23 protein-coding genes and 1 tRNA gene are annotated in these 25,463 nt (G+C 61.1%); 23 read left to right on the top strand and 1 reads right to left on the bottom strand.

The annotated features are described in order from the left end of the window. The first annotated feature begins 3 nt into the window (after positions 1-3). The 15 genes from ACJO3T_RS13395 (at position 4) to secF (ending at position 17,262) form a co-directional block, all read left to right on the top strand. A complete protein-coding gene (locus tag ACJO3T_RS13395; RefSeq protein ID WP_406978755.1) occupies positions 4-1,920 on the top strand; it encodes a flagellar hook protein FlgE in 1,917 nt (638 codons plus the stop codon). A 163-nt stretch (positions 1,921-2,083) separates the two neighbouring features. Beyond that, positions 2,084-2,836 (top strand): flagellar basal body rod protein FlgF, encoded by a 753-nt coding sequence (locus tag ACJO3T_RS13390; protein ID WP_406978754.1) that lies wholly within the window; start codon positions 2,084-2,086, stop codon positions 2,834-2,836. Between the two features lie 80 nt (positions 2,837-2,916). Next, the gene (gene flgG, locus ACJO3T_RS13385; RefSeq protein WP_406962938.1) at positions 2,917-3,705 is read left to right on the top strand and encodes a flagellar basal-body rod protein FlgG; all 789 of its coding nucleotides are present in this window, start codon (positions 2,917-2,919) and stop codon (positions 3,703-3,705) included. 24 nt (positions 3,706-3,729) lie between these two features. Beyond that, positions 3,730-4,437, top strand: a complete 708-nt coding sequence (gene flgH, locus ACJO3T_RS13380) for a flagellar basal body L-ring protein FlgH (RefSeq protein WP_406978782.1) — start codon at positions 3,730-3,732, stop codon at positions 4,435-4,437. Positions 4,438-4,451: 14 nt separating this feature from the next. Beyond that, complete coding sequence (locus ACJO3T_RS13375; protein WP_406978781.1) at positions 4,452-5,531, top strand: flagellar basal body P-ring protein FlgI; 1,080 nt, start codon at positions 4,452-4,454, stop codon at positions 5,529-5,531. 8 nt (positions 5,532-5,539) lie between these two features. Then, positions 5,540-6,577 (top strand): flagellar assembly peptidoglycan hydrolase FlgJ, encoded by a 1,038-nt coding sequence (gene flgJ, locus ACJO3T_RS13370; protein ID WP_406962942.1) that lies wholly within the window; start codon positions 5,540-5,542, stop codon positions 6,575-6,577. A 5-nt stretch (positions 6,578-6,582) separates the two neighbouring features. Next, complete coding sequence (gene flgK, locus ACJO3T_RS13365) at positions 6,583-8,595, top strand: flagellar hook-associated protein FlgK (RefSeq protein WP_406978753.1); 2,013 nt, start codon at positions 6,583-6,585, stop codon at positions 8,593-8,595. A 20-nt stretch (positions 8,596-8,615) separates the two neighbouring features. After that, a complete protein-coding gene (flgL, locus tag ACJO3T_RS13360) occupies positions 8,616-10,178 on the top strand; it encodes a flagellar hook-associated protein FlgL (RefSeq protein ID WP_406978752.1) in 1,563 nt (520 codons plus the stop codon). Positions 10,179-10,262: 84 nt separating this feature from the next. Further along, a tRNA-Leu gene (locus ACJO3T_RS13355) sits at positions 10,263-10,349 on the top strand. Between the two features lie 280 nt (positions 10,350-10,629). Further along, positions 10,630-11,580: a hypothetical protein gene (locus tag ACJO3T_RS13350; RefSeq protein ID WP_406978750.1), complete on the top strand. Its 951-nt coding sequence runs from the start codon at positions 10,630-10,632 to the stop codon at positions 11,578-11,580. 180 nt (positions 11,581-11,760) lie between these two features. Next, on the top strand, positions 11,761-12,831 hold the full coding sequence (gene queA / locus ACJO3T_RS13345) for a tRNA preQ1(34) S-adenosylmethionine ribosyltransferase-isomerase QueA (protein ID WP_406962950.1): 1,071 nt from the start codon (positions 11,761-11,763) through the stop codon (positions 12,829-12,831). Between the two features lie 10 nt (positions 12,832-12,841). Then, positions 12,842-13,957, top strand: coding sequence for a tRNA guanosine(34) transglycosylase Tgt (gene tgt, locus ACJO3T_RS13340; RefSeq protein WP_406963010.1), 1,116 nt, complete (start codon positions 12,842-12,844; stop codon positions 13,955-13,957). A 55-nt stretch (positions 13,958-14,012) separates the two neighbouring features. Beyond that, positions 14,013-14,375, top strand: coding sequence for a preprotein translocase subunit YajC (yajC, locus tag ACJO3T_RS13335; RefSeq protein ID WP_406962952.1), 363 nt, complete (start codon positions 14,013-14,015; stop codon positions 14,373-14,375). 60 nt (positions 14,376-14,435) lie between these two features. Then, entirely contained in the window at positions 14,436-16,310 is a 1,875-nt protein-coding gene (gene secD / locus ACJO3T_RS13330; RefSeq protein WP_406962954.1) for a protein translocase subunit SecD, read from the top strand. Then, the gene (gene secF, locus ACJO3T_RS13325) at positions 16,303-17,262 is read left to right on the top strand and encodes a protein translocase subunit SecF (protein WP_406962956.1); all 960 of its coding nucleotides are present in this window, start codon (positions 16,303-16,305) and stop codon (positions 17,260-17,262) included. Before secD ends, secF begins: the two co-directional genes overlap by 8 nt. 94 nt (positions 17,263-17,356) lie before the next feature. Here the strand turns inward: secF and ACJO3T_RS13320 are convergent, their stop codons facing one another. Continuing rightward, positions 17,357-18,157, bottom strand: a complete 801-nt coding sequence (locus ACJO3T_RS13320; RefSeq protein WP_406978748.1) for an inositol monophosphatase family protein — start codon at positions 18,155-18,157, stop codon at positions 17,357-17,359. 217 nt (positions 18,158-18,374) lie between these two features. Here ACJO3T_RS13320 and trmJ point away from each other — a divergent pair, with 217 nt between their 5' ends. The 8 genes from trmJ to ACJO3T_RS13280 all read left to right on the top strand — a co-directional run bounded on the left by trmJ (position 18,375) and on the right by ACJO3T_RS13280 (position 25,447). After that, entirely contained in the window at positions 18,375-19,220 is an 846-nt protein-coding gene (gene trmJ, locus ACJO3T_RS13315; protein ID WP_406978747.1) for a tRNA (cytosine(32)/uridine(32)-2'-O)-methyltransferase TrmJ, read from the top strand. Next, complete coding sequence (gene cysE, locus ACJO3T_RS13310; protein WP_406962961.1) at positions 19,213-19,992, top strand: serine O-acetyltransferase; 780 nt, start codon at positions 19,213-19,215, stop codon at positions 19,990-19,992. Before trmJ ends, cysE begins: the two co-directional genes overlap by 8 nt. A gap of 111 nt (positions 19,993-20,103) precedes the next feature. After that, positions 20,104-20,604, top strand: a complete 501-nt coding sequence (iscR, locus tag ACJO3T_RS13305) for a Fe-S cluster assembly transcriptional regulator IscR (protein WP_406962962.1) — start codon at positions 20,104-20,106, stop codon at positions 20,602-20,604. Positions 20,605-20,617: 13 nt separating this feature from the next. Continuing rightward, positions 20,618-21,790, top strand: coding sequence for an IscS subfamily cysteine desulfurase (locus tag ACJO3T_RS13300; protein ID WP_406962963.1), 1,173 nt, complete (start codon positions 20,618-20,620; stop codon positions 21,788-21,790). Between the two features lie 120 nt (positions 21,791-21,910). After that, positions 21,911-22,339, top strand: coding sequence for a nucleoside-diphosphate kinase (gene ndk, locus ACJO3T_RS13295; protein WP_328186832.1), 429 nt, complete (start codon positions 21,911-21,913; stop codon positions 22,337-22,339). 53 nt (positions 22,340-22,392) lie between these two features. After that, positions 22,393-23,505, top strand: a complete 1,113-nt coding sequence (rlmN, locus tag ACJO3T_RS13290) for a dual-specificity RNA methyltransferase RlmN (RefSeq protein WP_406962965.1) — start codon at positions 22,393-22,395, stop codon at positions 23,503-23,505. 27 nt (positions 23,506-23,532) lie between these two features. Continuing rightward, entirely contained in the window at positions 23,533-24,363 is an 831-nt protein-coding gene (gene pilW / locus ACJO3T_RS13285; protein WP_406962966.1) for a type IV pilus biogenesis/stability protein PilW, read from the top strand. After that, positions 24,350-25,447 (top strand): RodZ domain-containing protein, encoded by a 1,098-nt coding sequence (locus ACJO3T_RS13280; RefSeq protein ID WP_406978746.1) that lies wholly within the window; start codon positions 24,350-24,352, stop codon positions 25,445-25,447. Before pilW ends, ACJO3T_RS13280 begins: the two co-directional genes overlap by 14 nt. Positions 25,448-25,463: the final 16 nt, after the last annotated feature.

Genomic DNA, 25,463 nt, shown 5'->3' with positions numbered 1-25,463 from the left:
ACCATGGCATTTAATATCGGACTCAGCGGGCTGCGTGCCTCACAGGTTGATCTGGATGTGACCGGCAATAACATTGCCAACGCCAGCACTGTGGGCTTCAAGGGCAGCCAGGCCCAGTTTGGCGACCTGTATTCCAGCGGCTTTCTCAGCTCCGGCAACATGGCAGTCGGCGGTGGTGTGAAGGTGCAGGATATCAAGCAGAGCTTTGGGCAGGGCAGCATCAGCGGCACCCAGAACGGCCTGGACATGGCCATCGACGGTGACGGCTTCTTTATCCTGAGCAATCAGGGGCAGGTGGAGTATTCCCGCGCTGGCCAGTTCAGCATCGACAAAGACGGGTTCGTGGTTAACAACCAGTCCATGCGGGTACAGGGCTACCAGGCGGATGACGAGGGGAATCTGAGCGGCGTGCGGGGCGACCTGCAGATCGACGCCGGTAACCTGGAGCCCCGCCGTACTACGCGGTTTGATTCCGAGTTGAACCTGGATTCCCGGGAGTCGGTGCTGGAGGTGATCCGGCAAACGTACCCAACCCCCTGGTCGGACCCCAATAATCCTCCCGCTGGCCTGGCGGCGGATGAGACCCTGACGTTCACTTACCCGGACGGTCGCACCATTGATGTGGACTTCCAGGCCGGTGATCGTGCCCAGACCATTGCCGAGCGGCTGAATGAACTGAGCGGTGTGAGTTCGTCTTCCCGCACACGGCTTGATATCGTCGACGGCGTGATCCAGCCCGGCACCAACTATGAGGTAATGGGAGAGACCTTTTCCGTTCCCGGTGCGGGCGGCGGCATCACCAATTCCGAGGAGGCCCGGGACTGGCTCCAGGATGCGATCAACGATTCGCCCCTGAATACCCTGAACGCCACGGCCCAGGGCACCTCCGGCATGCGGCTGATCGACAGTCGCGGCAACGAGGTGACGGTAACGGAAGTGGATGGTTCCGGCAACCCGGTGGGCGGTGGCTACAGCGATACCGGCGTGGAGGAGATCACCAACATCTCCCTGGAGCAGGGCATTGTCGCCACCACCGATGCCGGGGGCACGTCACCGATCCTGGGGTCGGACTCACCGGATATCACCCGTACCAACACCTTCGACCCGGAGGATCAGCGCACCTACAACCACGCTACCTCTTCGACGATCTATGACAGCCTGGGTAACCCCCACACCATGACCCAGTACTTCGTGAAGGAGCCGGTCAGCGGGGGTGACAGTGTGTGGGCCATGTACGTACAGATTGATGATGAGGATGTGGGGGACCCGCCCTTTACTACCGGCGAACCTACCCGGGCCCGGTACGAGCTGGAGTTCAATACCGATGGCAGCCTGGCTTCGGTTGATGGTGATCCGAATGGACAGATACTCATTTCCAACTGGACGCCCAAGGATGATTCCGGGCAGCCAAACGGGGCAGACGGCCCGTTGCCGATTGCCAGCGGCGGAGAGTTGCCCATTGCCGAGCCGCCCGTGTCGTCCAACTTCATGGTGGACATGAACGAGACCACGCAGTTCGGCTCGTCCTTCGGGGTGATTGACCAGCAGCAGAATGGCTACACCACCGGCAGGCTTTCCGGTCTGGACGTGTCCGACGAGGGGGTGGTCTTCGCCCGCTATTCCAACGGTCAGTCCCAGAACCTGGGGCAGGTGGCGCTGGCAAGCTTTGCCAACACCGACGGTTTGTCTCCGGTGGGTGATACCAACTGGGTGGAAACCTTCGAGTCCGGCCAGCCGATCTTCGGCCAGCCGGGTACCGGCACGCTGGGGGGGATTTCCGCCAGTTCGGTGGAAGAGTCCAACGTGGACCTGTCCCAGGAGCTGGTCAACCTGATCATCGCCCAGCGGAACTACCAGGCGAACGCCAAGACCATTGAGACCTCGGATGCGGTGACTCAGACGATCATCAACCTGCGTTGACGCTGGGTTGGGATAGTCTGGAAGTTGTGGAGTGGGGCCCCGGCTCCAGCCCCCACAACCAGAATGCCTATCTGAAGTACAGCCGGTCCGACCTTCTGGCATGACTCCTGCAGGAACCCTGAAAACGGCGTAAAAACGTCAGATATCCGGCAGGAGTTTTCCCATGGACAAGTCCCTCTACATCGGTATGTCCGGTGCCAAGCAGAACATGCTGGCCCAGCAGGCACACGCCAACAACCTTGCCAACGTCAATACCACCGGCTTCAAGAAAGACTTTGCCCAGGCTCGCAGCATGCCCGTGTTCGGCGAACACCATCCGACGCGGGCCTACGCCATGACTGAAAGGCCCGGCACCGATTTTACCCCGGGGTCACTGCAGCAAACCGGCCGCGACCTCGATGTGGCCGTTGAGGGTGATGGCTGGCTTGCCGTCCAGAACCAGCAGGGCGAGGAAGTACTGACCCGTTCCGGCAGCCTCCAGGTGGACGTGAACGGCATCGTTCGTCTCACCTCCGGTGAAGCGGTCCTCGGCAACGGCGGTCCCGTGGCGCTGCCGCCGTACGAGCGGTTGCTGGTCGGGGCCGATGGCACCATCTCCATCAAGCCTGTTGGCGGCCCGGCGGACCAGTTGGTGGAAGTGGACCGGTTGAAGCTGGTCAATCCTCCCCAGGACGCTCTTATGAAAGGCGATGACGGTTTTATCCGTCGCAAGCCCGGCGAGGCGCTGGATGGCCCGGAAGCCCCCGATGCCGACGCCCGGGTGGTGTCCGGCTATCTGGAGAGCTCCAATGTCAACGCCGTCGAGGAAATGATTGCCAACCTGGAGCTGTCGCGGCAGTTCGAAATGCAGGTGAAGGTTATGCAGCGCGCCGACCAGAACGCCGAGTCAACGGCACGACTGTTGCAAAACCTCTGATAACGACACGATTACCGGTCTGACCACCCGGAAAGCGGCAAAACCTGGCCGCCGGGTGGCAGCCATAGAGGAGTCCAGACATGCATCCAGCACTTTGGGTCAGTAAGACCGGCCTCAGCGCCCAGGACACGAAGATGACCACCATCTCCAACAACCTGGCGAACGTGAATACCACCGGTTTCAAGAAAGACCGGGCGGTGTTCCAGGACCTGCTGTACCAGATTGAACGCCAGCCCGGTGGTCTCAACACCCAGAACGCCGAACTACCGTCCGGCCTGCAACTGGGTACGGGGGTCCGTGTGGTGGGCACCACCAAGCAGTTTACCCAGGGTAACCTGCAGGTGACCGAGCAGCCGCTGGATGTCGCCGTCAACGGCCGCGGCTTCTTTCAGATCCAGATGCCCGACGGTGAGGTTGCCTATACCCGGGATGGCCAGTTCCAGCTCAACTCCGATGGGGACATGGTGACACCGGACGGCTACCTGCTTGAGCCCAACATCAACATTCCCGAGAACGCCACCAGCGTCACCATCGGCAAGGACGGCACTGTATCAGCGATGGTTGAGAACCAGGCTGACCCGGTGAATCTGGGCGAGATCCCGCTGGTGGACTTCATCAATCCCCAGGGGCTGCAGGCGATGGGGAATAACCTGTTCCGGGAAACCGCCGCCAGTGGTGATCCCCAGGAAGGTGAGGCCGGCATAGGCGGCTTCGGCACCATCGAGCAAGGCTCGACAGAGGCCTCCAACGTCGAGGTGGTCGAGGAAATGGTGAACATGATCACCACCCAGCGCGCCTACGAGATGAATTCCAAGGTGGTGTCCGCATCCGACCAGATGCTTCAGTTCATCACCAACAACATCGGTTAAACGGTCAGCAAGGTGACTGCCATGATGCGCCTCAACCCCACACGTCCTGCCAGGCTCCACCGCCGGGGATTCACCCTGGCGCTGGTGTGCGGCCTGGCACTGCTGCAGGGCTGCCAGTCCATGACGAGGGAGCGTCCGAAACCCAATGATCCGGCCTATGCGCCCGTTCGTGCGCCATCGATGACCGCGCAGGATGAGCACACCGGAGGCATCTATCGCAAGTCCCGGAACTATAGCCTCTACGGTGACAGCACCGCCCTGAATGTGGGGGACATACTGACCGTGACGCTGCAGGAGTCCACCACCGCCAGCAAGAGCGCCGAGAGCAGCATCTCCAAGAACAATGAGATTGGAATGGGGACACCGAGCTTCTTTGGCCGCACCTTCGACAAACTGGGGGGCAGTGCCAACATGGAGCGGGACTTTGAAGGCGAGGCGGAAGCGGACCAGAGCAACAGCCTGGCCGGCAGCATCACCGTAACCGTGGTCGAAGTACTGCCCAATGGCGTCCTCCATATCCGTGGTGAGAAATGGCTGTCGCTGACCAATGGCGACGAGTATATCCGCCTGACTGGCCTGGTGCGCCCGGAGGATATCTCCCCGGACAACACGGTGTCGTCCCAGCGTATAGCCGATGCCCGTTTCGCCTACGGCGGCACCGGCGACTTTGACCAGGCTAACCAGCCCGGATGGCTGACCCGATTCTTCAACAGTGAATGGTGGCCGCTGTGACTGTCGCAAGAGCAATGGTATTCGGACTGGGCCTGCTGATGGTCGCCGGCCCGGTGATGGCTGACCGCCTGAAGGACCTGACCCGGGTGCAGGGTGTAAGGGATAACCAGTTGGTGGGCTATGGTTTGGTGGTCGGCCTCGATGGCACCGGTGACTCGAGTCCGGCCACCGACCAGACCTATCGCAACATGATGAACCGCTTCGGCATCACCATCCCCGAGGGGGTTAACCCCAGTGCCGACAATGTGGCTGCGGTCAGCGTGCACGCCACCCTGCCACCGTTCGCCAAGAACGGCCAGGAGCTGGATATCACGGTGTCCTCACTGGGTAACGCGGACAGCCTGAGGGGCGGCACGCTCCTGATGACGCCGCTCAAAGGCGTGGACGATCAGGTCTACGCCATGGCCCAGGGCAGCCTGGTGGTGGGCGGCTTTGGCGCCCAGGGGCAGGATGGTTCCCGTATCACCGTCAACGTGCCCAGTGTGGGGCGGATTCCTAACGGTGCGACCATTGAGCGTGAGGTGAACAGTCCGTTCACCGAGGGCGATACCATCACCCTGAACCTGCTGCGGGCGGATTTCACTACCGCCCGCCGGGTAGTGGAAACCATCAATGGCGAGCTGGGTGAGGGCATGGCCTATGCCCATGATGCCACGTCTGTCTCCGTGAAGGCGCCGCGGGATCCCTCACAGCGGGTGAGTTTCCTGTCGATCCTGGAGAACATGGAGGTGGATCCGGCGGAGGAGGCCGCCAAGGTGGTCATCAATAGCCGTACCGGCACCATTGTGGTGGGGCAGAACGTACAGGTCAGCCCGGCGGCGGTTACCCATGGCAACCTGACCGTCACCATCCAGGAGAACCCGGAGGTGGACCAGCCCAACCCGTTTGCCCGGGGTGAAACCGTGGTCACCCAGAACTCCCAGATTGCCGTGACCGAGGATCCGGCGCGGATGTTCCAGTTTGGACCCGCCACCACCCTCAACGAGATCGTGCAGGCGGTCAACCAGGTGGGCGCCGCCCCCGGTGATGTGATGGCAGTACTGGAAGCCCTCAAGCAGGCTGGCGCCCTCCGGGCCGAGCTGATTGTTATCTAGGTGACGCCATGCAGAGTTCCGGAATGGACCAGGCACAGTACTACACCGAATTCGACGGCCTGAACGCCCTCAAGGCCCAGGCGAAGACCGACCGCAAGGCCGCCCTTGAGGAAGTCGCACGTCAGTTCGAAAGCCTGTTCCTGTCCGAGATGCTCAAGAGCATGCGCTCGGTGAATGATGTACTGGCCGAGGGTAACTACCTGAACAGCAACGAGTCCGACTTCTACCAGGATATGTTCGACAGCCAGCTCAGCCTTTCCATGAGTCGAGGTCAGGGGATGGGGCTGAGCGAGGCGCTGGTGCGCCAACTGAGCCGCCAGATTCCCGGTATGGACGGGGAGGGCGATGCCCTGGCCGGTGCCCGCCGGACCCTGGCGGATTACGACCGCAGCATGCCGCCGCTGTCGCCGAAACTGCCTGAACGGGTGGACGAGGTGAAGGCGCTGGCGGAGTCCGGGGAATCCGGTGACAACGAGGCACCGACGGCAGGTGTCACCGGTACTGCTCCGGTGGAAGACACCGCTGCCATGCCGGAACGGTTCGACAGCCCGGAACACTTCGTTCGTACCCTGCTGCCGCTGGCGGAGGATGTGGCGGAAGAGTCCGGCATTGATCCCCGCCTGATGGTGGCCCAGGCCGCTCTGGAAACCGGCTGGGGCCGGCACATGATCCGCGGCAATGACGGCAGCCACAGCTTCAACCTGTTCGGTATCAAGGCGGACAGCCGCTGGCAGGGTGAGTCGGTGAATATCGCCACCACCGAGTTCCGCGAGGGCGTGGCCATGAAGGAGCGGGCGGATTTCCGTCGCTATCCGGACTACCGCGAGAGCTTCCGGGATTACGTGACCTTCCTGCAGGACAATCCCCGTTACCGGGATGTGTGGGAAGTGGCTGACCAGCCGGAGGTCTTCGCCGAGCGACTGCAGGAAGCCGGTTACGCCACCGACCCGGCCTACGGACGCAAGATTCGTAACATCATGGAGGGGGAGCCGTTCGAGGCTGCCCTGGACCGTTTCCAAACCCTGTCCCGGGTTTCTGAGGAGTAATCGCCATGGCAGGTCTGATCAACATTGGCCTGAGTGGGGTGCTGGGGCACCAGAATGCCCTCAACACCACCGGTAACAATATTAGCAATGCCAATACGCCGGGTTACAGCCGCCAGGAAGTCCAGTTCGAATCCAGCAGCAGCCGCTACACCACCAACGGATATGTGGGGACCGGGGTCGACATCGCCAATATCCGCCGGCTGGCGGACAAGTACCTGGTGGACCAGGTGCGCTCCGACACATCCTTGTACAACGAACAGGAAACCCTGCGTAGTGAGATGTCCCGCCTGGACGACCTGCTCGGCGGCGAGGACACGGGGTTATCCCAGTCCCTGAACAACTTCTTCGCGGCCCTGCAGAATGCGGCGGAAGATCCAGGCTCGCTGCCCCAGCGCCAGCTGGTGCTCAGCGAGGCCCAGAGCGTGGTGAACCGCTTCCAGGCCCTGCAGCAGGAATTTATCCAGCAGCGGGAACTGGTCAAGACCCAGATGACCGAGAACGTGGCGGATGCCAACACCCTGATCAAGAACATTGCCGAGCTGAACCTGGCGATTTCGGAGTCGCCGGGACTGGCACAGGGTAACCCGCCCAATGATCTGCTCGACAAACGGGACGAGGCGATCCGGAAACTGTCCGAAATCGTCAATGTACGGGTGTCGGACTCCGGCGCTGGTCAGGTGAACGTCTCCCTGGCCAATGGCCAGGCCCTGGTGGTGGGCTCGGATGCCGTCCAGTTGGGCACTCGCCGTAACGCGGATGATCCCTCACGGCTCGAATTCACCCTCTCCGACGGCAATCGTACCCAGGTCATCGACGAACAGATTACCGGTGGCAAGCTGGGCGGGTTGAGGCGTTTCGAGAGCGAAGCCCTGATGCCGGCGTTCGACGAGCTGGGCCGGGTGGCCGTTGCCCTGCAGGACACCATGAACCACCAGCACCAGATCGGTATGGACCTGGAGGGCGACCTTGGCGGGTTGTTCTTCAGCGAGATCAATTCCCGAGAAAAGCAGCTGGCCCGGGTCGTGGCCAGCGGTAATAACGCGCCGCCCGGGGACGGTGTGGTGGCGGTGGATATTACCGATACCTCCAGTCTGCCGGCAGGCTCCTGGGCGTTGAACATTACCAGTGAAGACGGTCGCAGCTACGAACTGGTGGATGAGGAAACCGGCAAGGTGGTCAACCAGGGACGACTGCCGGCGGACCTGCCTGCGGAAATCAACATGCCGGGCTTCAATGTCCGTTTGGAAGACGGCACCTTCAGCGAGGGCGACCGGTTCCTGATCCAGCCCACCCGTATGGAAGCCGCCAATATTTCCCTGGAAGTGGAACGGGAAGAGGATCTGGCCTTTGCCAGCCCGGTGCGTGCCGAGGCCGACAGTGGTAACAGTGGCGACGCCACCATCAACCAGGGCGTCATGTTCGATGTCCGCAACCCGAATACCAATGCGCCGCTATCGGAGTTCTCCGTCAAGGGTGAGCTGAATCCGCCCCTGGAGGTGTACTTCACCGCAGACGATCAGTACGAGATCCGGGACCCGGACGGCAATGTGCTCGAGACCGGCACCTACCAGTCCGGCATCAGCAACAAGCTGTTTACCGAGGATCCCTCGGACCCGAACTACCGGGGATTCCAGTTCGAGATCAGCGGCAACCCCCAGGCCGGAGACAGTTTCTCCATTGGCTACAACACCGACGGTTCGTCAGACAACCGTAACGCCGAGATCATGGCCGGGCTGGCCACCAAGAACACCATGAATGGTGGCTCCCAGAGCTTTACCGAGGGCTATGCCGGCCTGGTGGAGCAGGTGGGGGTGAAAACCCGGCAGGCGCAGCTCGACAGCGAGTCCGGCAAGATCCTGCTGGAGCAATCCACCAACCAGCGGGAATCCGTGTCCGGCGTCAACCTGGACGAAGAGGCGGGGCGCCTGATCCAGTACCAGGCTGCCTACAATGCGTCTGCCAAGGTGATGGGGGTGGCCCAGGAGCTGTTTGCCACCCTGCTTACCACCTTCCGATAGGCCGGTTGAGGTGATTTGAGATGATCAGAATATCTTCACAGCAGATCTTTTCCGGTGGCGTCAGCCGCCTGCAGGACCTGAATGTCAACCTGAATCAGACCCAGGAGCAGATCTCCACCGGCAAGCGGGTCAACAACCCGTCCGACGACCCGGTGGCCGCTGCCCGTATCCTGAAGCTGGACCAGGAAGTGGGGCGCATCGAGACCTACCAGCGCAATGTGGGCCTGGCGGAGAACCGGCTGCAGCAGGAAGAGAGCTCCCTGAGCAGCATGATTGATATTATCCAGCGGGTGCGGGAGTTGACTGTCCAGGCGGGTAACGGCTCGCTGTCGGCCCAGGACCGCCAGTCCCTCTCCGCTGAACTGGAACAGCGCCTGGAAGAACTGGCCGCCCAGGCAAACACCCAGGACAGTTCCGGTTCATACATCTTCAGCGGTTTCCAGGGGGAGTCTCCGGCCTTCGCCAAGAGCGTTGACGGCAAGTGGGTCTACCAGGGGGACGAGGGGCAACGTAACCTGGAAATCGATGACGGTGTGAACGTGGCCATCAGTGACCACGGCAAGGATCTCTTCGTCAATATTCCCAGTGCGGGTCCAACCTTCTTCACAGAATCCCATCCGGACAATTCCTCCGGTGCCCGTATCAGCACCGGGGCAGTCCTTGACCCGGAACTGGTGTCCTCGTTCTCACCTACGGATATTGTCGTGGGCATCCGGGCCGGGACGCCGGACGAGTACGTGATCCAGGACAAGGACGGTTACGACTTTTCCGACACCTCCAAGGACCTGGCCACCGGCACCTACACCAGCGGCGAGAGTATCCAGTTCGAGGGCATGCAGTTTGAAATCACCGGTGCCTCGGCGGGAGACCAGTTCGAGGTCAATACCAGCGATAAACAGTCCGTATTCGGTTCCATCGAGAAACTGATCTATGGCCTCAACAACCTGAACAAGCAACCTGAAGCCGCCACTGTCTCCAGCTTCTCTCCGGCGGCGGTGGCTCCCGCCACCGATACCCTGACGGTCAACGGCGTGGCCCTGGATTTCAGCGCCGGGGATACCCTCGATGACCTGGCGAACGCCATCAACAACAGCGGTGACGAAGCGTTGGCGGGGGTGGAAGCCAGGGTCGAGGGTGGGGAACTGAAGATCCTGTCGTCGTCAGACGAAGTCAGCATTGATGCCTCCGGCTGGAGCGGTGACCTGCAGATAGCCGGTGCACGTTTCGATGATGTTGGCATTACTGCTGGTGCCGTGGATGCTGGCGCCTCCAATACGGCCCGCTTCCTCAGTTCCCAGGCCGCCTACGACCAGATGGTGGCCGACTCGCTGACCAACCTGGATAGTGCCCAGGACAACATCCTGAAAACCCAGACAGAGATTGGCGGTCGGCTTAACCAGCTCGAGTCTACCGGCGAGTTCCTGGACAATGCCTCACTGTACGCCAAGGATATCCGTTCCCAGCTACAGGATGTTGACTACGCCGAGGCGATCAGCAACCTGTCGTTCCAGAGCTTTGTGCTACAGGCGGCCCAGCAGTCCTTTGCACAGACCTCGCAGCTATCGCTGTTTGACCGCCTGTAAGGAAACCGGCGGCCACGGCGGTTGCTTTCAGGCGGCTCGTCATTATAATCCCTGGCTCCTCCCGGCCTCGGGAGGCATTCTTTTGGCGGCGTGGTGAAATTGGTAGACACGACGGATTCAAAATCCGTTGGGGTAAAACCCGTGGCGGTTCGAGTCCGCCCGCCGCTACCACCTCCCTTGAATCCTGTTATTGCCCTCTCTGGTTCGTTTCCTATTGAAGTGACCTGGCTCCCATTCTTGCTTTCAGTCACCGATGCAGTCTTGCATTCCGCTGTCGATCCAATACTTTATCATCGGGTTACAAGTTGTTAAGGATGCTCCGCTAACAGGGAATCGTGTACTCGACCCGACTAGTGGAAATCTGCAAGACCACACCGGGTCTTGCTTGGTGGGAGTATTTTCCCACGGAAAAGTCGCCGGATGGCGGATGTAATCAAACAGGGAGAAGACCATGGAAAAGCAGTTTTCGAAGTCGGGTCTGGCAGCCGTCGTTGCCACCACGGTATTGCTTGGCGCCTGTGGGGGCGGCGGTGGAGGTGGCAGTAGTGATAGTGGCGGTGGCGACAGCTCATCACAGCTACAGCTCGATCCGGACGGTTATGGAAAGCGCCAGGCCCAGATCCGCACCCAGACAGACTATGAGGCGGCGGCCCAGGCCTACGAGGACACCGGGAAGATCGATCAACTGGTGAGTGAGGTCGAGAGTACGCTGGGTGTGGCCGGGACTTTGTCCGTTGGTGATCCGGTGGTGCGGGAAGCCGCGACAGAATCGTGCGAAAACGAGGGGGGTACGGTTGATGTTACCACCAGCGACAGCAGTACCCGGGTGGTCTTCGATAACTGCGAGCTGAGCACCACCAGTATTCCCAATCTCCTGCTGGATGGAAGCTATTCACAGGATGTCAGTGGCAACGACACCGACCAGACGATAGTGATCCAGTACAGCATTCGTGGTGAGAACCTTGATACCGGGGGGCCCGTTAGCATTCAGGGCCAGGAAACAGCGCGTATGGTACAGACGGGGAGCGATGCGGGTTCGTTGACGGTCGCCACCGATCGACTGGAATACCTGCTCGAGGACGACTACGTCGCCCTGGAGGATACCAGGATTGCGGTAAGCGTGGACGGAGACAGTTTCGTCATGGAAATGGCGGCTACTCTGGTCAGCTCTGCTATCGATGGTTATCTGACGGTGTCGACACCGGTAGCGGTGGCGGGGAATATCAATACGACCTGTCCTGCTGAAGGCGCCGTGAGACTGGAGGCCGATGGCTCTGTGGAAGTCAGGTTCGGCCTGAGCACCGGCACCGGCGATGCGGTACTGGTGACCTTGAACGACAGTGACTCACAGGGTTTTGATACCTGTGACGCGGGGAGTGTCTGGGTCCCGGAGAACGGTTGATTCCGGGTATTCCTGTCCTATCCCGGGACCGGCATCGTTGGATGTCGGTCCTTTTTTTGTACACGTCCTACCATCTCAGCGCCCCATGAATTGGACCCCTGATCCCGAGACTGTATAATCCGCGCTTTCCACAACGCTTTCCGACGATCGCCCCCAAGGGGCCATGACGCAGTCCTGTCCATGAACGTTTCCGATTTCCATTTCGACCTGCCCGACGAGCTGATCGCCCGGTATCCCATGGCCGAGCGCAGTGCCTCGCGAATGCTGTCGCTGGACGGCGTGTCCGGGGCGGTGGCGCATCGGCAGTTCCGGGAGCTGCCGGAGCTGCTGGAACCCGACGACCTGCTGGTGTTCAACGACACCCGGGTGATTCCCGCCCGCCTGTTTGGCACCAAGGAAACCGGCGGCAAGCTGGAAGTGCTGGTGGAACGGGTGGTGGCCGATGACACGGTGCTGGCCCATGTGCGGGCTTCAAAGGCCCTTAAACCCGGTCAGGCGGTGCTTCTGGAGGACGGCTCACAACTGGTTATGCTGGACCGGGAAGAGGCGCTGTTCCGCCTGAAAACAGCGAATGGCGGGCCGATTCTCGAGCTTCTGGAAAGGGCTGGTCACATGCCGCTGCCCCCTTATGTTGACCGACCGGACGAAGGTGCGGACCGGGAGCGCTACCAGACCGTCTACGCCCGCGAGGCCGGTGCAGTTGCGGCACCCACCGCCGGACTTCATTTTGACCAGCCGGTCTTTGATCGTCTTGCCGAGCGGGGTGTGGAAACCGCCTTTGTCACCCTCCATGTGGGCGCCGGCACCTTCCAGCCGGTACGGGTGGATCGGGTGGAAGACCATGTCATGCACAGTGAAGTGGCCACGGTACCCGAGGCCACGGTGGATGCCATCCGCCGGACCCGGGCCAGGGGAGGACGTGTAATTGCCGTAGGAACCACATCGGTACGGTCCCTGGAGTCCGCCAGCCGCGGCGGTGTGGTCCGGCCCATGCGGGGGGAGACGGATATCTTTATCACGCCGGGGTACCGATTCCAGACGGTGGACGCCATGATCACCAATTTCCACCTGCCGGAATCCACCCTGATCATGCTGGTGAGCGCCTTTGCCGGCTACCACAACACCATGGCCGCCTACCGGGAGGCGGTGGCCGAGCGCTACCGTTTCTTCAGCTATGGCGATGCCATGTTCATTACCGGTCAGGAGCCCAGCCTGGGCGCGTTGGCCGACCCAGGAGCCAGTCATGTCTGATCACTGTTTCATGTCTTTCGAGAAGCTGGGAGAGGACGGCAAGGCCCGCCGTGGTCGCCTGACCTTCCCCCGCGGGGTGGTGGAAACCCCGGCCTTCATGCCCGTGGGTACCTATGGCACGGTCAAGGGTATGACGCCCCGGGATATCGAGGCCACCGGCGCCCAGATCATCCTGGGCAACACCTTTCACCTGATGCTGCGCCCGGGTACCGAAGTGATCCGCGCCCACGGTGACCTGCATGATTTCACCCAGTGGCAGGGCCCGATCCTGACGGACTCCGGTGGTTTCCAGGTGTTCAGTCTCGGGGAAATGCGCAAGATCACCGAGGAAGGGGTCAGCTTCCGCTCGCCGGTGGACGGATCGGTGGTGGAACTGAATCCCGAGATTGCGATGCGGGTGCAGCGGGACCTGGGCTCGGATATCGTGATGATCTTTGACGAGTGCACGCCGTATCCCGCCACTGAGAAGCAGGCCCGGGAGTCCATGGAGATGTCCCTGCGCTGGGCTGCCCGCAGCAAAATCGCCCACGGTGACAGTCCGTCGGCCCTGTTTGGTATTATCCAGGGGGGCATGTACAACGATCTGCGCCAGCAGTCCCTGGACGGCCTGATGGATATCGGTTTCGACGGCTATGCCATTGGCGGCCTGTCCGTTGGCGAGCCCAAGGAGGACATGCTGGCGGTACTGGATTACCTGCCCGTACGGATGCCGGAAAACCGGCCCCGCTACCTGATGGGGGTAGGGCGCCCGGAGGATATCGTCGAGGCGGTGCGCCGTGGTGTGGACATGTTCGATTGCGTCATGCCCACCCGCAACGCCCGTAATGGCTACCTGTTCACATCCACTGGTATCGTCAAGATCCGTAACGCCGGCAACCGTCATGACACCGGCCCCCTGGATGCGGAATGTGATTGCTACACCTGTTCACACTTTTCGAGAAGTTATCTACATCATCTTGATAAGTGTGGTGAAATGCTTGGCTCTCAGTTGAATACCATCCACAACCTTCATCACTACCAGAAGCTGATGGCTGGATTGCGTGGGGCTATTGAAGCAGGTACATTGTCCGACTTTGTGGAATCCTTCTACGCCAAGAGGGGCCAGCCGGTACCGCCTCTGGCATGAACCGGGTCCCGGCGACCGTTTTTCCTGAACAACACTTTATTGACGGAGACATCCTATGAAAGCAGTAAAAGCCATGTTGGCCACCCTTCTGGCCGCCGCCACACCTGGCGTCGCCCTTGCCCAGGACGCCGGTCAGGGCATGGGTGTGATGGGCCAGGTCATCTTCTTTGGCGGTTTCATCCTTATTTTCTACCTGCTGATCTGGCGCCCCCAGTCCAAGCGTGCCAAGGAGCACAAGGCGCTGATGTCCGGCCTTAACAAGGGCGACGAAATTGTGACCTCCGGTGGCATGGCCGGTCGCATCTCCCGCGTGACTGATGACTTTATCGTGCTGGAAGTTGCCGACAATGTGGAAGTGAAAATCCAGAAGGTTGCCGTTGGCGCGGCCCTGCCCAAAGGCACTCTGAAAGACATCTGAACTTACTGACCAGGGAGGCCGCCGTGCAGGCGGCCCGAAGGCGGTCAAGAAAGGGCTCCTATGCTGAACAAGTATCCGCTTTGGAAAAATCTGCTGATCCTGGTCGTGCTGGCGATCGGGTTTGTCTACGCCTTGCCGAACGTTTTCCCCGATGACTACGCGATCCAGATTACCGGCGCCCGCAGTGGCACCGAGATCAGTCAGGCCACCGTGGAGCGGGCAACCGGCGCCCTTGAGGAGGCAGGAATTGCCATCAAGGGGGTTGATCGGGAAGAGCGCAGTGCGCTGATTCGCGTCAACAGTTCCGATGACCAGCTTCAGGCGCGGCCGATTGTTCAGCAGGCCCTGGGTGATGACTACCTGGTTGCCCTCAATATGGCCGAGTCCACGCCGGACTGGCTCAAGGCCGTGGGGGCAGGGCCGATGAAACTGGGTCTGGACCTCCGTGGCGGTGTTCACTTCCTGTTGGAGGTGGATATGGAGACGGCGGTTACCCAGCGACTGGAGGCCACGGCAAGCCAGATCAAGCGGGAGCTGCGCGAGGAGCGTATCCGTTATCGCGGCGGCGAGGTGTCCGACGACAACCGTATCCAGCTCTCCTTCCGAAATGAAGCGGATCGGGAGGAGGCCTTTGATCTGGTCCGGGGTAACTATAACGAGTTCCTGCTGGATGAGCGTACCGAAGGCGATGAGTACCTGCTGGACCTGAGCCTCTCCGAGCAGGAGGTCCAGCAGATTCAGGACTATGCCATCGAGCAGAACCTGACCACCATCCGCAACCGGGTCAACGAGCTGGGTGTGGCGGAGCCGCTGGTCCAGCGCCAGGGCGCCGACCGTATTATCGTGGAGCTGCCCGGGGTTCAGGATACCGCCCAGGCCAAACGGGTGCTGGGTGCCACCGCCAACCTGGAATTCCGGCTGGCGGCGCGGCAGGACGCACCGGCGTCCGCCACCGAAACCTATCCCTTCCGTGACGAGCCGGGCCGGACCGCCCGCCTGGAACGTGATGTGATCGTCACCGGTGAGAATGTGGCCAATGCCAGTCAGGGTTTTGACGAGAACGGTATGCCCCAGGTCAACATCACCCTAGACGGTGTTGGTGGAGACCTGATGACACGTACCACCCGCAATGCCGTCCAGCGCAGCATGGCGGTGCTGTTCATTGAGTTCCGTACTGAAACCGAGCAGGAGGTTGTGGGCGGCGAGGTGGTCACCACGGAAGAGCGTGTGGAAGAGCGCAGCATCATCTCCCTGGCGACCATCCAGTCCACGCTGGGGGCCAGCTTCCGTATCACTGGCCTGGATTCCATCCATGAGGCCTCGGAGCTGGCCCTGTTGCTGAGGGCCGGTGCCCTGGCGGCGCCCATGTACTTCGTGCAGGAACGCACAATCGGCCCCAGCCTGGGGCAGCAGAACATCGACGCCGGGTTCATGTCGGTGGTGGTCGGCTTTATCCTGGTGCTGGTGTTCATGGCGGTGTTCTACCGCCTGTTCGGGCTGGTGGCGAATGTGGCGCTGACCCTGAACCTGATGCTGCTGCTGGCATGCATGTCGATCATCTCGGCCACCCTGACACTGCCCGGCATCGCCGGTATCGTGCTGACCGTGGGTATGGCGGTGGACGCCAATGTGCTGATCTTCGAGCGAATACGGGAAGAGCTGAGGGAGGGCGTCGCGCCCCAGTTGGCCATCAATGCCGGCTACTCCCGCGCGTTCGTGTCCATCGTGGATGCCAACATCACCACCTTCCTGGTAGCCATTATCCTGTTCGCCATGGGCTCCGGCCCGGTCAAGGGCTTCGCGGTGACCCTGAGCATCGGCATCGTCACCTCGCTGTTTACCGCGCTGGTGGTGAGCCGGGCGATGATCAATGTACTTCACGGAGGCCGGAAGGTCGAAAAGCTCTCGATCGGAGGCAAACTGGCCAATGTCTGATACCCGTACCGATAAGTTCGATTTCATGAGCCTGCGCAAGGTATTTGCGACAGTCTCCATACTGCTGGTTATCGCGTCTGCAGTGCTGCTGGGTGTGCGGGGCCTGAACTTCGGCCTGGATTTCACCGGCGGTACCTCGGTGGAGCTGGAATACGCCCAGGCGCCGGAGCTGGATGATGTCCGCTCCGCCCTGTCCGATGCCGGTTACACCGACTACGTGGTGCAGAATTTTGGTTCCGACACCCTGGTGCTGATCCGGATGCAGGAGGCAGGGGACGACGAGCTCGGTCTGCGTATCCTGGCGGACATCCAGGAGCGGACCGACAGCAACGTCACACTGGTCAGTTCGGAATTCGTTGGCTCCCAGGTGGGGGACGAACTGAAGGAGAACAGTGGCCTGGGTATGTTACTGGCCCTGGCGGTGGTGCTCATCTACGTGGGTATGCGCTTCCAGTTCAAATTCGGTATTGCCTCGGTGATTCCGCTGGCCCACGACGTGATTATCGTGCTGGGCCTGTTCGCGCTGTTCCAGTGGACCTTCGACCTGACGGTGCTGGCTGCGTTGCTGGCGGTTATCGGTTACTCCCTGAACGATACCATCGTGATCATGGACCGTATCCGGGAGAATTTCCGTAAGCTGCGGATTGATGACCCCGAGGAAACCGTGAACCGGTCAATCCACGAAACCATCAACCGGACCATCAATACCTCGTTGACCACCTTGCTGGTGCTCATGGCCCTGTATTTCCTGGGCGGGGCAGCCATCAACAACTTTGCCATCACCCTGGCGATCGGTGTCATTGTGGGTACCTACTCGTCCATCTACGTGTCGGCGAACCTGCTGGTAGCCCTTGGCGTTACCCGCACGGATATGGTCGTGCCGCCGAAGGAGGGGGTTGCTGGTGAGCAGCCGGAGGAAGAGGAGCCCCCCGAGTGGCTTAACCGGATGTGACATGTCGCTGCTTATGGGCACAAAAAAGCCGGGTCTGGTAACATCAGCCCGGCTTTTTTCATGTTTGCGGAATCAATCTGTCGTGATCCCCGTTTCAGCGGGGCAGTCGCGCCTGGAAGGGGTGAAGGGTGCGCAGCACTTCCCGCATCAGCTTGGGGTTGGCAATAGCCAGCTGGCGGGAGTCGGTGCTGGCGGGGTTGCCGGAAAAGTCGCTGCTGAGTACGCCAGCCTCATTGGCCAGGGCCAGGCCGATGTCCCGGTCTTCCGGGGTGGGGCGGAACAGCACCACGGCATCCAGGTGGCCCGCCGCCACCCGTGCGATGTCCAGGACGCTGCAGCCGGCGCTGCGGAGCTGGCCTGACTGGCTGGCCAGCGTGGCCGACAGTTCGCCCCAGATCAGCGGGTCCTCGGCGCCACGGGCCTGATCCAGCAGGTTCGAGGTAACCACCGCCTCGCTGAGGTGCTTGATCTCGCTGGCGCGCATGCGACGGCTGTTGAGAGCTGCACCACGACCGCGACTGGCGGAGTATTCCTCGCCGGTGACGGGGTTGATCAGCAACAGATTCTCGGTCCGGTTGTCCTTCTTCTGGACCAGTGCCACCACGAACTCCGGAATGCCCCGCAGCAGGTTCTCCGCACCCAGCACCGGGAAGATATGCCAGCTCAGCGTGTGACCATCGGCGCTGCCGTCGTCTGCGGGGGCGATGTAATGGTCCTTGTAGGCCTTCTGGAGCTGCTCGGCGAAGTTCTCGTAGATCTTGCCGGTCACCCGATCCAGCTGGCGCTGGCGATCACCGGGGTCGTTGCCGGCGATGTCCTGGCGTTCGAAGTGGGCTTTCAGGTAATCGGCACCCTGGCGCGCAACGCGCAGGGCCATTTTAATGGCTGGTTGCATCGGACTCTTCAGTATCTGGAGTGATCAAAGGCGCGATCATAGCAAATCGCGGGGGGGCCTTAAACGTTTTTCGGCTCCGTAAAGACCCGCATGGCGGGCATTTTCGCTGGCCTGGCGGGGCTTTATCCGTAGAAACCGGGGCCCAAATATCAGCGTGTTCTGGTAACATATGTGGCCTTTCCACTATTCGCGATGTTAATGCCGGACACAGATAGCCATGCACAAGCCCGCCCTCCCAAGTACCTTTGACCTGCTGGCCCGGGACTATGTCCGTGTGGTTATGGTGGAAACCTCCCACTCCGGGAATATCGGCGCGGTGGCCCGGGCCATGAAGAATATGGGGCTGGGCAACCTGTGGCTGGTCAATCCCACCTCCTTCCCGGACGAGACATCCTACGCCCGTTCCGCTGGTGCGTCCGATGTGCTGGATCACGCCCGGGTGGTTCCCTCGCTGGATGAGGCCATTGAGGACTGCGTCCTTGTGATGGGCACCAGTGCCCGTGGGCGCAAGGTGCCCTGGCCGGTGATGTCACCAACGGATGCCGCCCGCCAGGTGGGTGAATACCACGGCAGGGGAGAGGTGGCCCTGGTGTTCGGACGGGAGAATAATGGCCTCAGCAATGAGGAGTTACAACGTTGCCATGTGCACATACACATTCCCACGAACCCGGACTACAGTTCCCTGAATGTCGCCATGGCGGTGCAGGTGATGTGCTACGAAATTCGCATGGAATGCCTGCGGGGTCTTGAAAACAGCGAGAATAATCCACAACTCAAGGCTATTAACTCACCGGAGGATCCGGGCTGGGATGTACCGCCGGCCACCGTGGCAGAGCTCGAAGGCTTCTTTGATCATCTGGAGTCCACCCTGGCGGAGATCGAGTTCCATCGACGGGATAATCCCCGTCAACTGATGACCCGGCTGCGTCGCCTTTACCAGCGCGCACGGCCGGATCAGATGGAAATCAATATCCTCCGGGGCATCCTGACCGCGGTACAGAAATCGGCATCCGGCCAGTCGGTGGGTGCCGGCTCACGACAACAGGACCAGACAGATGTTTGAGCGAATCAAAGAAGATGTTGGCAGTGTATTCGGCCGTGATCCCGCCGCCAGGAATACCTTCGAGGTTCTGACCAACTATCCGGGGCTGCATGCACTTCTGTTCCACCGGCTGGCGCACCGCATCTGGAAAGCGGATTTCAAGTGGCTGGCACGAAGTATTTCCACCTTTTCCCGCTGGCTGACCGGTATTGAGATTCATCCCGGCGCCACCATCGGGCGCCGGTTTTTCATTGATCACGGCATGGGAGTCGTCATCGGGGAAACCACCGTGATTGGCGATGATGTCACCCTCTACCAGGGCGTCACCCTGGGTGGTACCAGTTGGAACAAGGGTAAGCGTCATCCCACCATCGGCAATGGCGTTGTGGTAGGTGCCGGTGCCAAGATCCTGGGCCCATTCGAGGTGGGGGAAGGCGCCAAGGTGGGCTCCAATTCGGTGGTGACCAAGGCGGTGCCGGCTGGCGCCACTGTGGTCGGCATTCCCGGCCGTGTGGTGGTCAAGAGCAAGGATGATGGTCGCCGCAAGCAGATGGAGGAACGCATGGGATTCGATGCCTACGGTGTGACCGAGGAAATGCCGGATCCGGTGGCCCGGGCCATGCGCAGCCTGCTGGATCACATGCATGCCGTCGACGAGCGTATCGAGAAGATGTGCACGGCCATCCAGAAGGTCAACCAGGATTATGTGGACAACGGTCGCTTGCCGCCACTGGACGCGGAGGAATTCGATTGTGTCCGGGATGATTCCGACGAGCCGGCGGAGAGCCGCTGAGCCGACGCGGGTGCCGGGGAGTGCACTGCGACGAATACTTGACCAAAACAGTAGGTCAATTCATACTCATCTAGTGTTATCTCCTGAATATTCTCAGCCGGGGCTGCCGTTATGCGACTGACAACCAAGGGCCGCTACGCCGTAACCGCCATGCTGGATCTTGCTCTGCATGGTGACGAGGGCCCGGTCAGCCTGGCGGACATCTCGCGGCGCCAGGGCATTTCCCTGTCATACCTGGAACAGCTCTTTGCCCGCCTGCGTCGGGAAAAGCTGGTCATCAGCGTGCGTGGTCCCGGAGGCGGTTACCGCCTGAGCAGGACCAACGACCAGGTATTCATTGCCGATGTGGTGGATGCGGTCAATGAGTCGCTGGACACCACCCGCTGCAACCACAAGGGCGACTGCCAGAACGGCGAGATGTGCCTGACCCACCATCTGTGGTCGGATCTCAGTGAGCAGATCCACCAGTTCCTTAGCCGGATCAGCCTCGCGGACCTGATGAACAAGCGCGAGATCCAGGCCGTCGCCAGCCGCCAGGATGGCAAACCGGAGCCAGAGAGCGCGGCGGATACCATCAATACCGAGCGCCTGGAAAACAGGGCGCCCGCCTGACACCGACAGGACCATGAAGACACCCATCTACCTTGATTACGCAGCGACGACGCCTGTGGACCCTGCTGTTGCAGAGGTTATGGCCGGCCACCTGACACTGGACGGCGTATTCGGTAATCCCGCCAGCCGTTCCCATGGTTTTGGCTGGCAGGCGGAGGCTGCCGTGGAGAATGCCCGCCGTCAGGTAGCCCAGCTTATCGGCGCCGATCCCCGTGAGATTGTCTGGACATCCGGTGCCACCGAGTCGGACAACCTGGCTATCAAGGGCGCGGTATCCGCCAACCGGAAGGAAGGTGTGCGGCCCCATATCATCACCTCCGTTATTGAGCACAAGGCGGTACTGGATACCTGCTCCTGGCTGGAAGGGCAGGGTTGTGATGTCACTCGCCTGACGCCGGATGCCACGGGTGTCATTTCGTCCGGCCAGGTGGAAGCGGCGCTGCGACCCGAGACCCTGCTGGTCAGCCTGATGCTGGTCAACAATGAGCTGGGAACGATCAATGACCTGGCGCCCATCGGTGCCATGCTGCGGGAGCGGGGTGTCCTGTTCCATGTGGACGCGGCCCAGGCGGCCGGCAAAATGCCGGTGGATGTGGTTGAACTGGGAGCGGACCTGGTCGCCCTGTCCGGTCATAAAGTCTATGCGCCCAAGGGTATCGGTGCGTTGTATGTTCGCCGCTCACCGGACGTGCGCATCGACGCGCAGATCCATGGCGGCGGCCATGAGCGCGGCATGCGCTCCGGAACCCTGCCCACCCACCAGGTTGCCGGTATGGGCAAGGCCTTTGAGCTGGCCGGCGCTGGGCTGGAAGAGGAGGCGGCCCATCTGGAGTCTCTGCGCACCCGCTTCCTGGAAGGTGTCGAGCCGCTGCCGGGCGTACGGTTGCACGGACACCGCGACAGGCGGGTGCCCGGCATACTGAACCTGGGATTCGAGGGTGTCGAGGCGGAGTCGCTGATGCTGGGGCTTCGTGAACTTGCCGTGTCCTCCGGCTCCGCCTGCGCTTCCGCCACCATGGAACCGTCCTACGTGCTGACCGGTATCGGGCTCAGCGATGGGGAGGCGCACGCCGGCCTGCGGTTCTCCATGGGCCGGTTCACCACGGCGGAGGAGGTGGACTATGCCCTCGAGCAGATCAACACCGTGGTCAGCCGTTTGAGGGAGCGCCGCCGCGCCTCTGCCTGATCACGGGTGCAGGTGTATCCAGTATTCTGTCAGGGGCCCGCTGTCGGTAGGCAGCCGGCCCCTTACTGCGTATAATCTCAGGCCGGAATTTTGTCCTGAAACCCAACTGGAGCAAACATTATGTCCAATGAGCGCACGCTCTCTATCGTCAAGCCGGATGCGGTTGCCAAGAACGTCATCGGCGAGATCTATACCCGCTTCGAGAAAGCCGGCCTGAAAATTGTCGCAGCCAAGATGATGCACCTGTCCCAGGAGCAGGCCGAAGGCTTCTATGCGGAACACAAGGAGCGCCCGTTCTTCCCGGATCTGGTGGCCTTCATGACCTCTGGTCCGGTTGTGGTTCAGGTACTGGAAGGCGACGGCGCCATCGCCAAGAACCGTGATCTCATGGGTGCCACCAACCCGAAGGAAGCGGAAGCCGGCACCATCCGTGCGGATTTTGCGGAGTCCATCGACGCCAACGCGGTTCACGGCTCTGATTCCGCGGCCTCTGCCGAGCGCGAGATTGCCTATTTCTTCAACGACAGCGAGATCTGCCCGCGCGGCTGATGCTGTCCGGGGCGACTCCGGTCGCCCCGCCTGTTATCCGATCGAGACTGACCATGACTGCTGCTGTAGAAAAGACCAACCTGTTGGGAATGCCCAAGGCCAAGCTGGAGGCATTCTTCGAGTCCATGGGGGAGAAGCGTTTCCGCGCCACCCAGGTACTGCAGTGGATTCATCAGCGTGGTGCGGATGACTTCGATCAGATGACCAATATGAGCAAGGCCCTGCGGGAAAAGCTCAAGGTCGTGGCGGAGATTCGTGGGCCGGAAGTGGTCTACGACGAAACCTCGAAGGACGGTACCCGTAAATGGGTCATGCGCATGGATTCCGGCAACAGCGTGGAGACGGTGCTGATTCCCGATGGTGAACGGGGCACCCTTTGCGTCTCGTCCCAGATTGGCTGCAGCCTGGATTGCACCTTCTGTTCCACCGGCAAGCGGGGCTTCAACCGCAACCTGACCGCCGCTGAGATCATCGGCCAGGTATGGGTGGCGCGCAAGGCCTTCATGCCCTTTGATCCCAACGCTGACCGGCCCATTACCAACGTGGTCATGATGGGCATGGGAGAACCGCTGCTCAATTTCGACAATGTGGTTGATGCGATGAACCTGATGATGGAGGACCTGGCCTATGGTATCTCCAAGCGTAGGGTGACGGTGAGTACGTCAGGCGTTATCCCGGCACTGGACCGCCTGGGCGAGGTCAGTGATGTATCCCTGGCTATTTCGCTGCACGCCCCCAACGATGAGCTGCGCAACCAACTGGTGCCGCTCAACAAGAAATATCCGATTGCCGATCTCCTGGCGGCTACCCGCCGGTATCTGAGCGGTTTGCCCGACAAGCGCAAGGCCACTATCGAGTATACGGTGATCGAGAATATGAACGACCAGCCCGAGCATGCCCGGGAGCTGGCCAAGGTACTGCGCGGCCTGCCGTGCAAGATCAACCTGATTCCCTTCAACCCGTTCCCGGAGAGCGATTTCCGTCGCCCGAGCATGAATGCCACCCGTCGTTTCCAGAAAATTCTCAACGAAGCGGGCTACATCACAACCATTCGCACCACAAGAGGCGATGATATTGACGCCGCCTGCGGCCAGCTTGTTGGTCGCGTGGAAGATCGGACCCGGCGCAGTCAGCGCTATATTCCGGTTCAGCAGATGACTCCCTAATACTTGTTCAGGTTTCAGGAAAACACCATGCCCACAGAGTTGTTGTCCCAAGGATTATCCGGTCGATTCCGAACGTTCCCGTCTGTGTGCGTGTTGGTGCTGATCAGCCTGCTTGCCGGCTGTGTTACGGTATCCGACAGTCGGTTTGCCCGTGAAGAGGACGAAGACAAGGCGGTGGACAGCTATGTGCAGCTGGCAACGGCCTACCTGTCCCGGGGCAACTACGACCGATCGCGCCGGCACCTGGAGCGTGCCCTCGAACTGCAGCCGGACAATGCAGCGGCACTGGCCACCCAGGGGCTGCTTTACCAGACCGAAGGTGAACCGGAACTGGCGGAAGAAGCCTACAGGAAGGCCTTGCGAAGTGATTCCGGCTATACTCGCGGACGCGTCTTCTACGGGGCCTTCCTGTATGGCAATGACCGTTTTGAGGAAGCCCAGGAGCAGTTCCAACTGGCCAGCCGGGATACCGGCTATGATGATCGCGCCTCGGTGTTCTACAACCTGGGCCGGGCCAGTGAACAGATGGGTGATACAGACAGTGCCGTTGAGGCCTATCGCCGCGCTCTGGAACTGGGCCGAGGGGATCCACGCTGGACGCTGGCGTTGTCCCGTTCCCTGGTGGCCAATGGCGACTACGCGGCGGCATCCCGTTACTACGGCCGCCTGCTGAGCATGATGGAGCGCAACCCCAGGCTTGAGCATACTCCGGAAAGCCTGCTGGTAGGGATCCGGATTGCCCGGCACTCCGGCAACTATGACCAGGAATCCAGCCTGGCGCTGTTGCTGCGAAACCGTTTCCCGGATTCAGAGCAATACAGACAATACAAGGTACTAACGGCCGATGACAACGGATAACGCCAGCCAGGATGCCCGGCAGCCAACGGTAGGCGAGCGACTCCGGCAAGCTCGGGAAGTCGCCGGGCTGTCCGTGGCTGAAGTGGCGAACAAACAACATCTCAGGCCCGCTATTATCAGTGCTATCGAAAGTGGCGACTATGGCCGGATCGATAGCGAACTGTTCCTCAAGGGCTATGTGCGTGCCTACGCGACCCATGTGGGCATTGACCCGGAGAGTGTGATTCGGCAACTGGACAAGGAGCTGGAACCCCTGAGGCAGGAGCAGAAGGCCCGGGTTGAAGCCAGCCCCCTGGTCGATATCGAGCGGCGTAAGCGCCGCAAGCGCCGGATCGCCAAGGTGGTGCTTCTGCTGGTGGCGGCGGTAGTGGTGTTCTACGCTGGCTCCCTGTACCTGGCGGACGGTGATATGGCCGGTCCTGCGACAGTGGACGAGGCGGATGAGTCCATGGCCGGATCCGACAATGACGTCTCAGAGTCAGCGGCGTTGTCCGGTGACACCAGTGAAGAGACGGCTGTGCCGTCGACGAATGATGTGGATTCGGAAACCTCATCCATCGGGGCAGGCAGTGACGACAGCCTCAGCAATGGTAACGCCATAAGCCGGGAGGAAATCCCGGAGGGCGATGAACCGTCCGCCGCCGACGCCTTAGATGGTACCGGGTCGGAGTCCTCATTGGCTGGCGAAACGATAGGCCGGGCTCCGGGTACGGAACCCCCGTCGACGGTATCGGCTGAGTCGGCCAGCGACCCTGAAGTGGCAGAGGATACCGGTTCGGCACCGCTCGTAACCTCGGCACCCCTGCCCGAGACGGACCCCGCCCCCCCTGTCGACAGTGAGGGGCGACTGGTGATGGAATTTTCGGGGGATTGCTGGGTCGAAGTCCAGGATAGCACCGGGCGTACCCTGGTCGCCGAGTTGCGCAGGGCCGGTGAAACCCTTGACGTTAACGGTGAGTCGCCGTTAAGGGTGGTGATCGGGGCGGTCAGTGCCGTGTCCGACCTCCGTTACAGCGGCGAAACCGTGGACCTGGCCAGTCAGCGGCCCCGGAACGACCGGCTGGTGCTGAACCTGTCGGACTGACCGTCATACAGGTGAC

It is taken from the genome of Marinobacter shunpengi (assembly GCF_045449715.1).
Lineage (GTDB): Bacteria > Pseudomonadota > Gammaproteobacteria > Pseudomonadales > Oleiphilaceae > Marinobacter.
The sequence above is the reverse complement of the archived record's forward strand: the minus strand, read 5'-3'. Positions and strand labels throughout refer to the sequence as shown.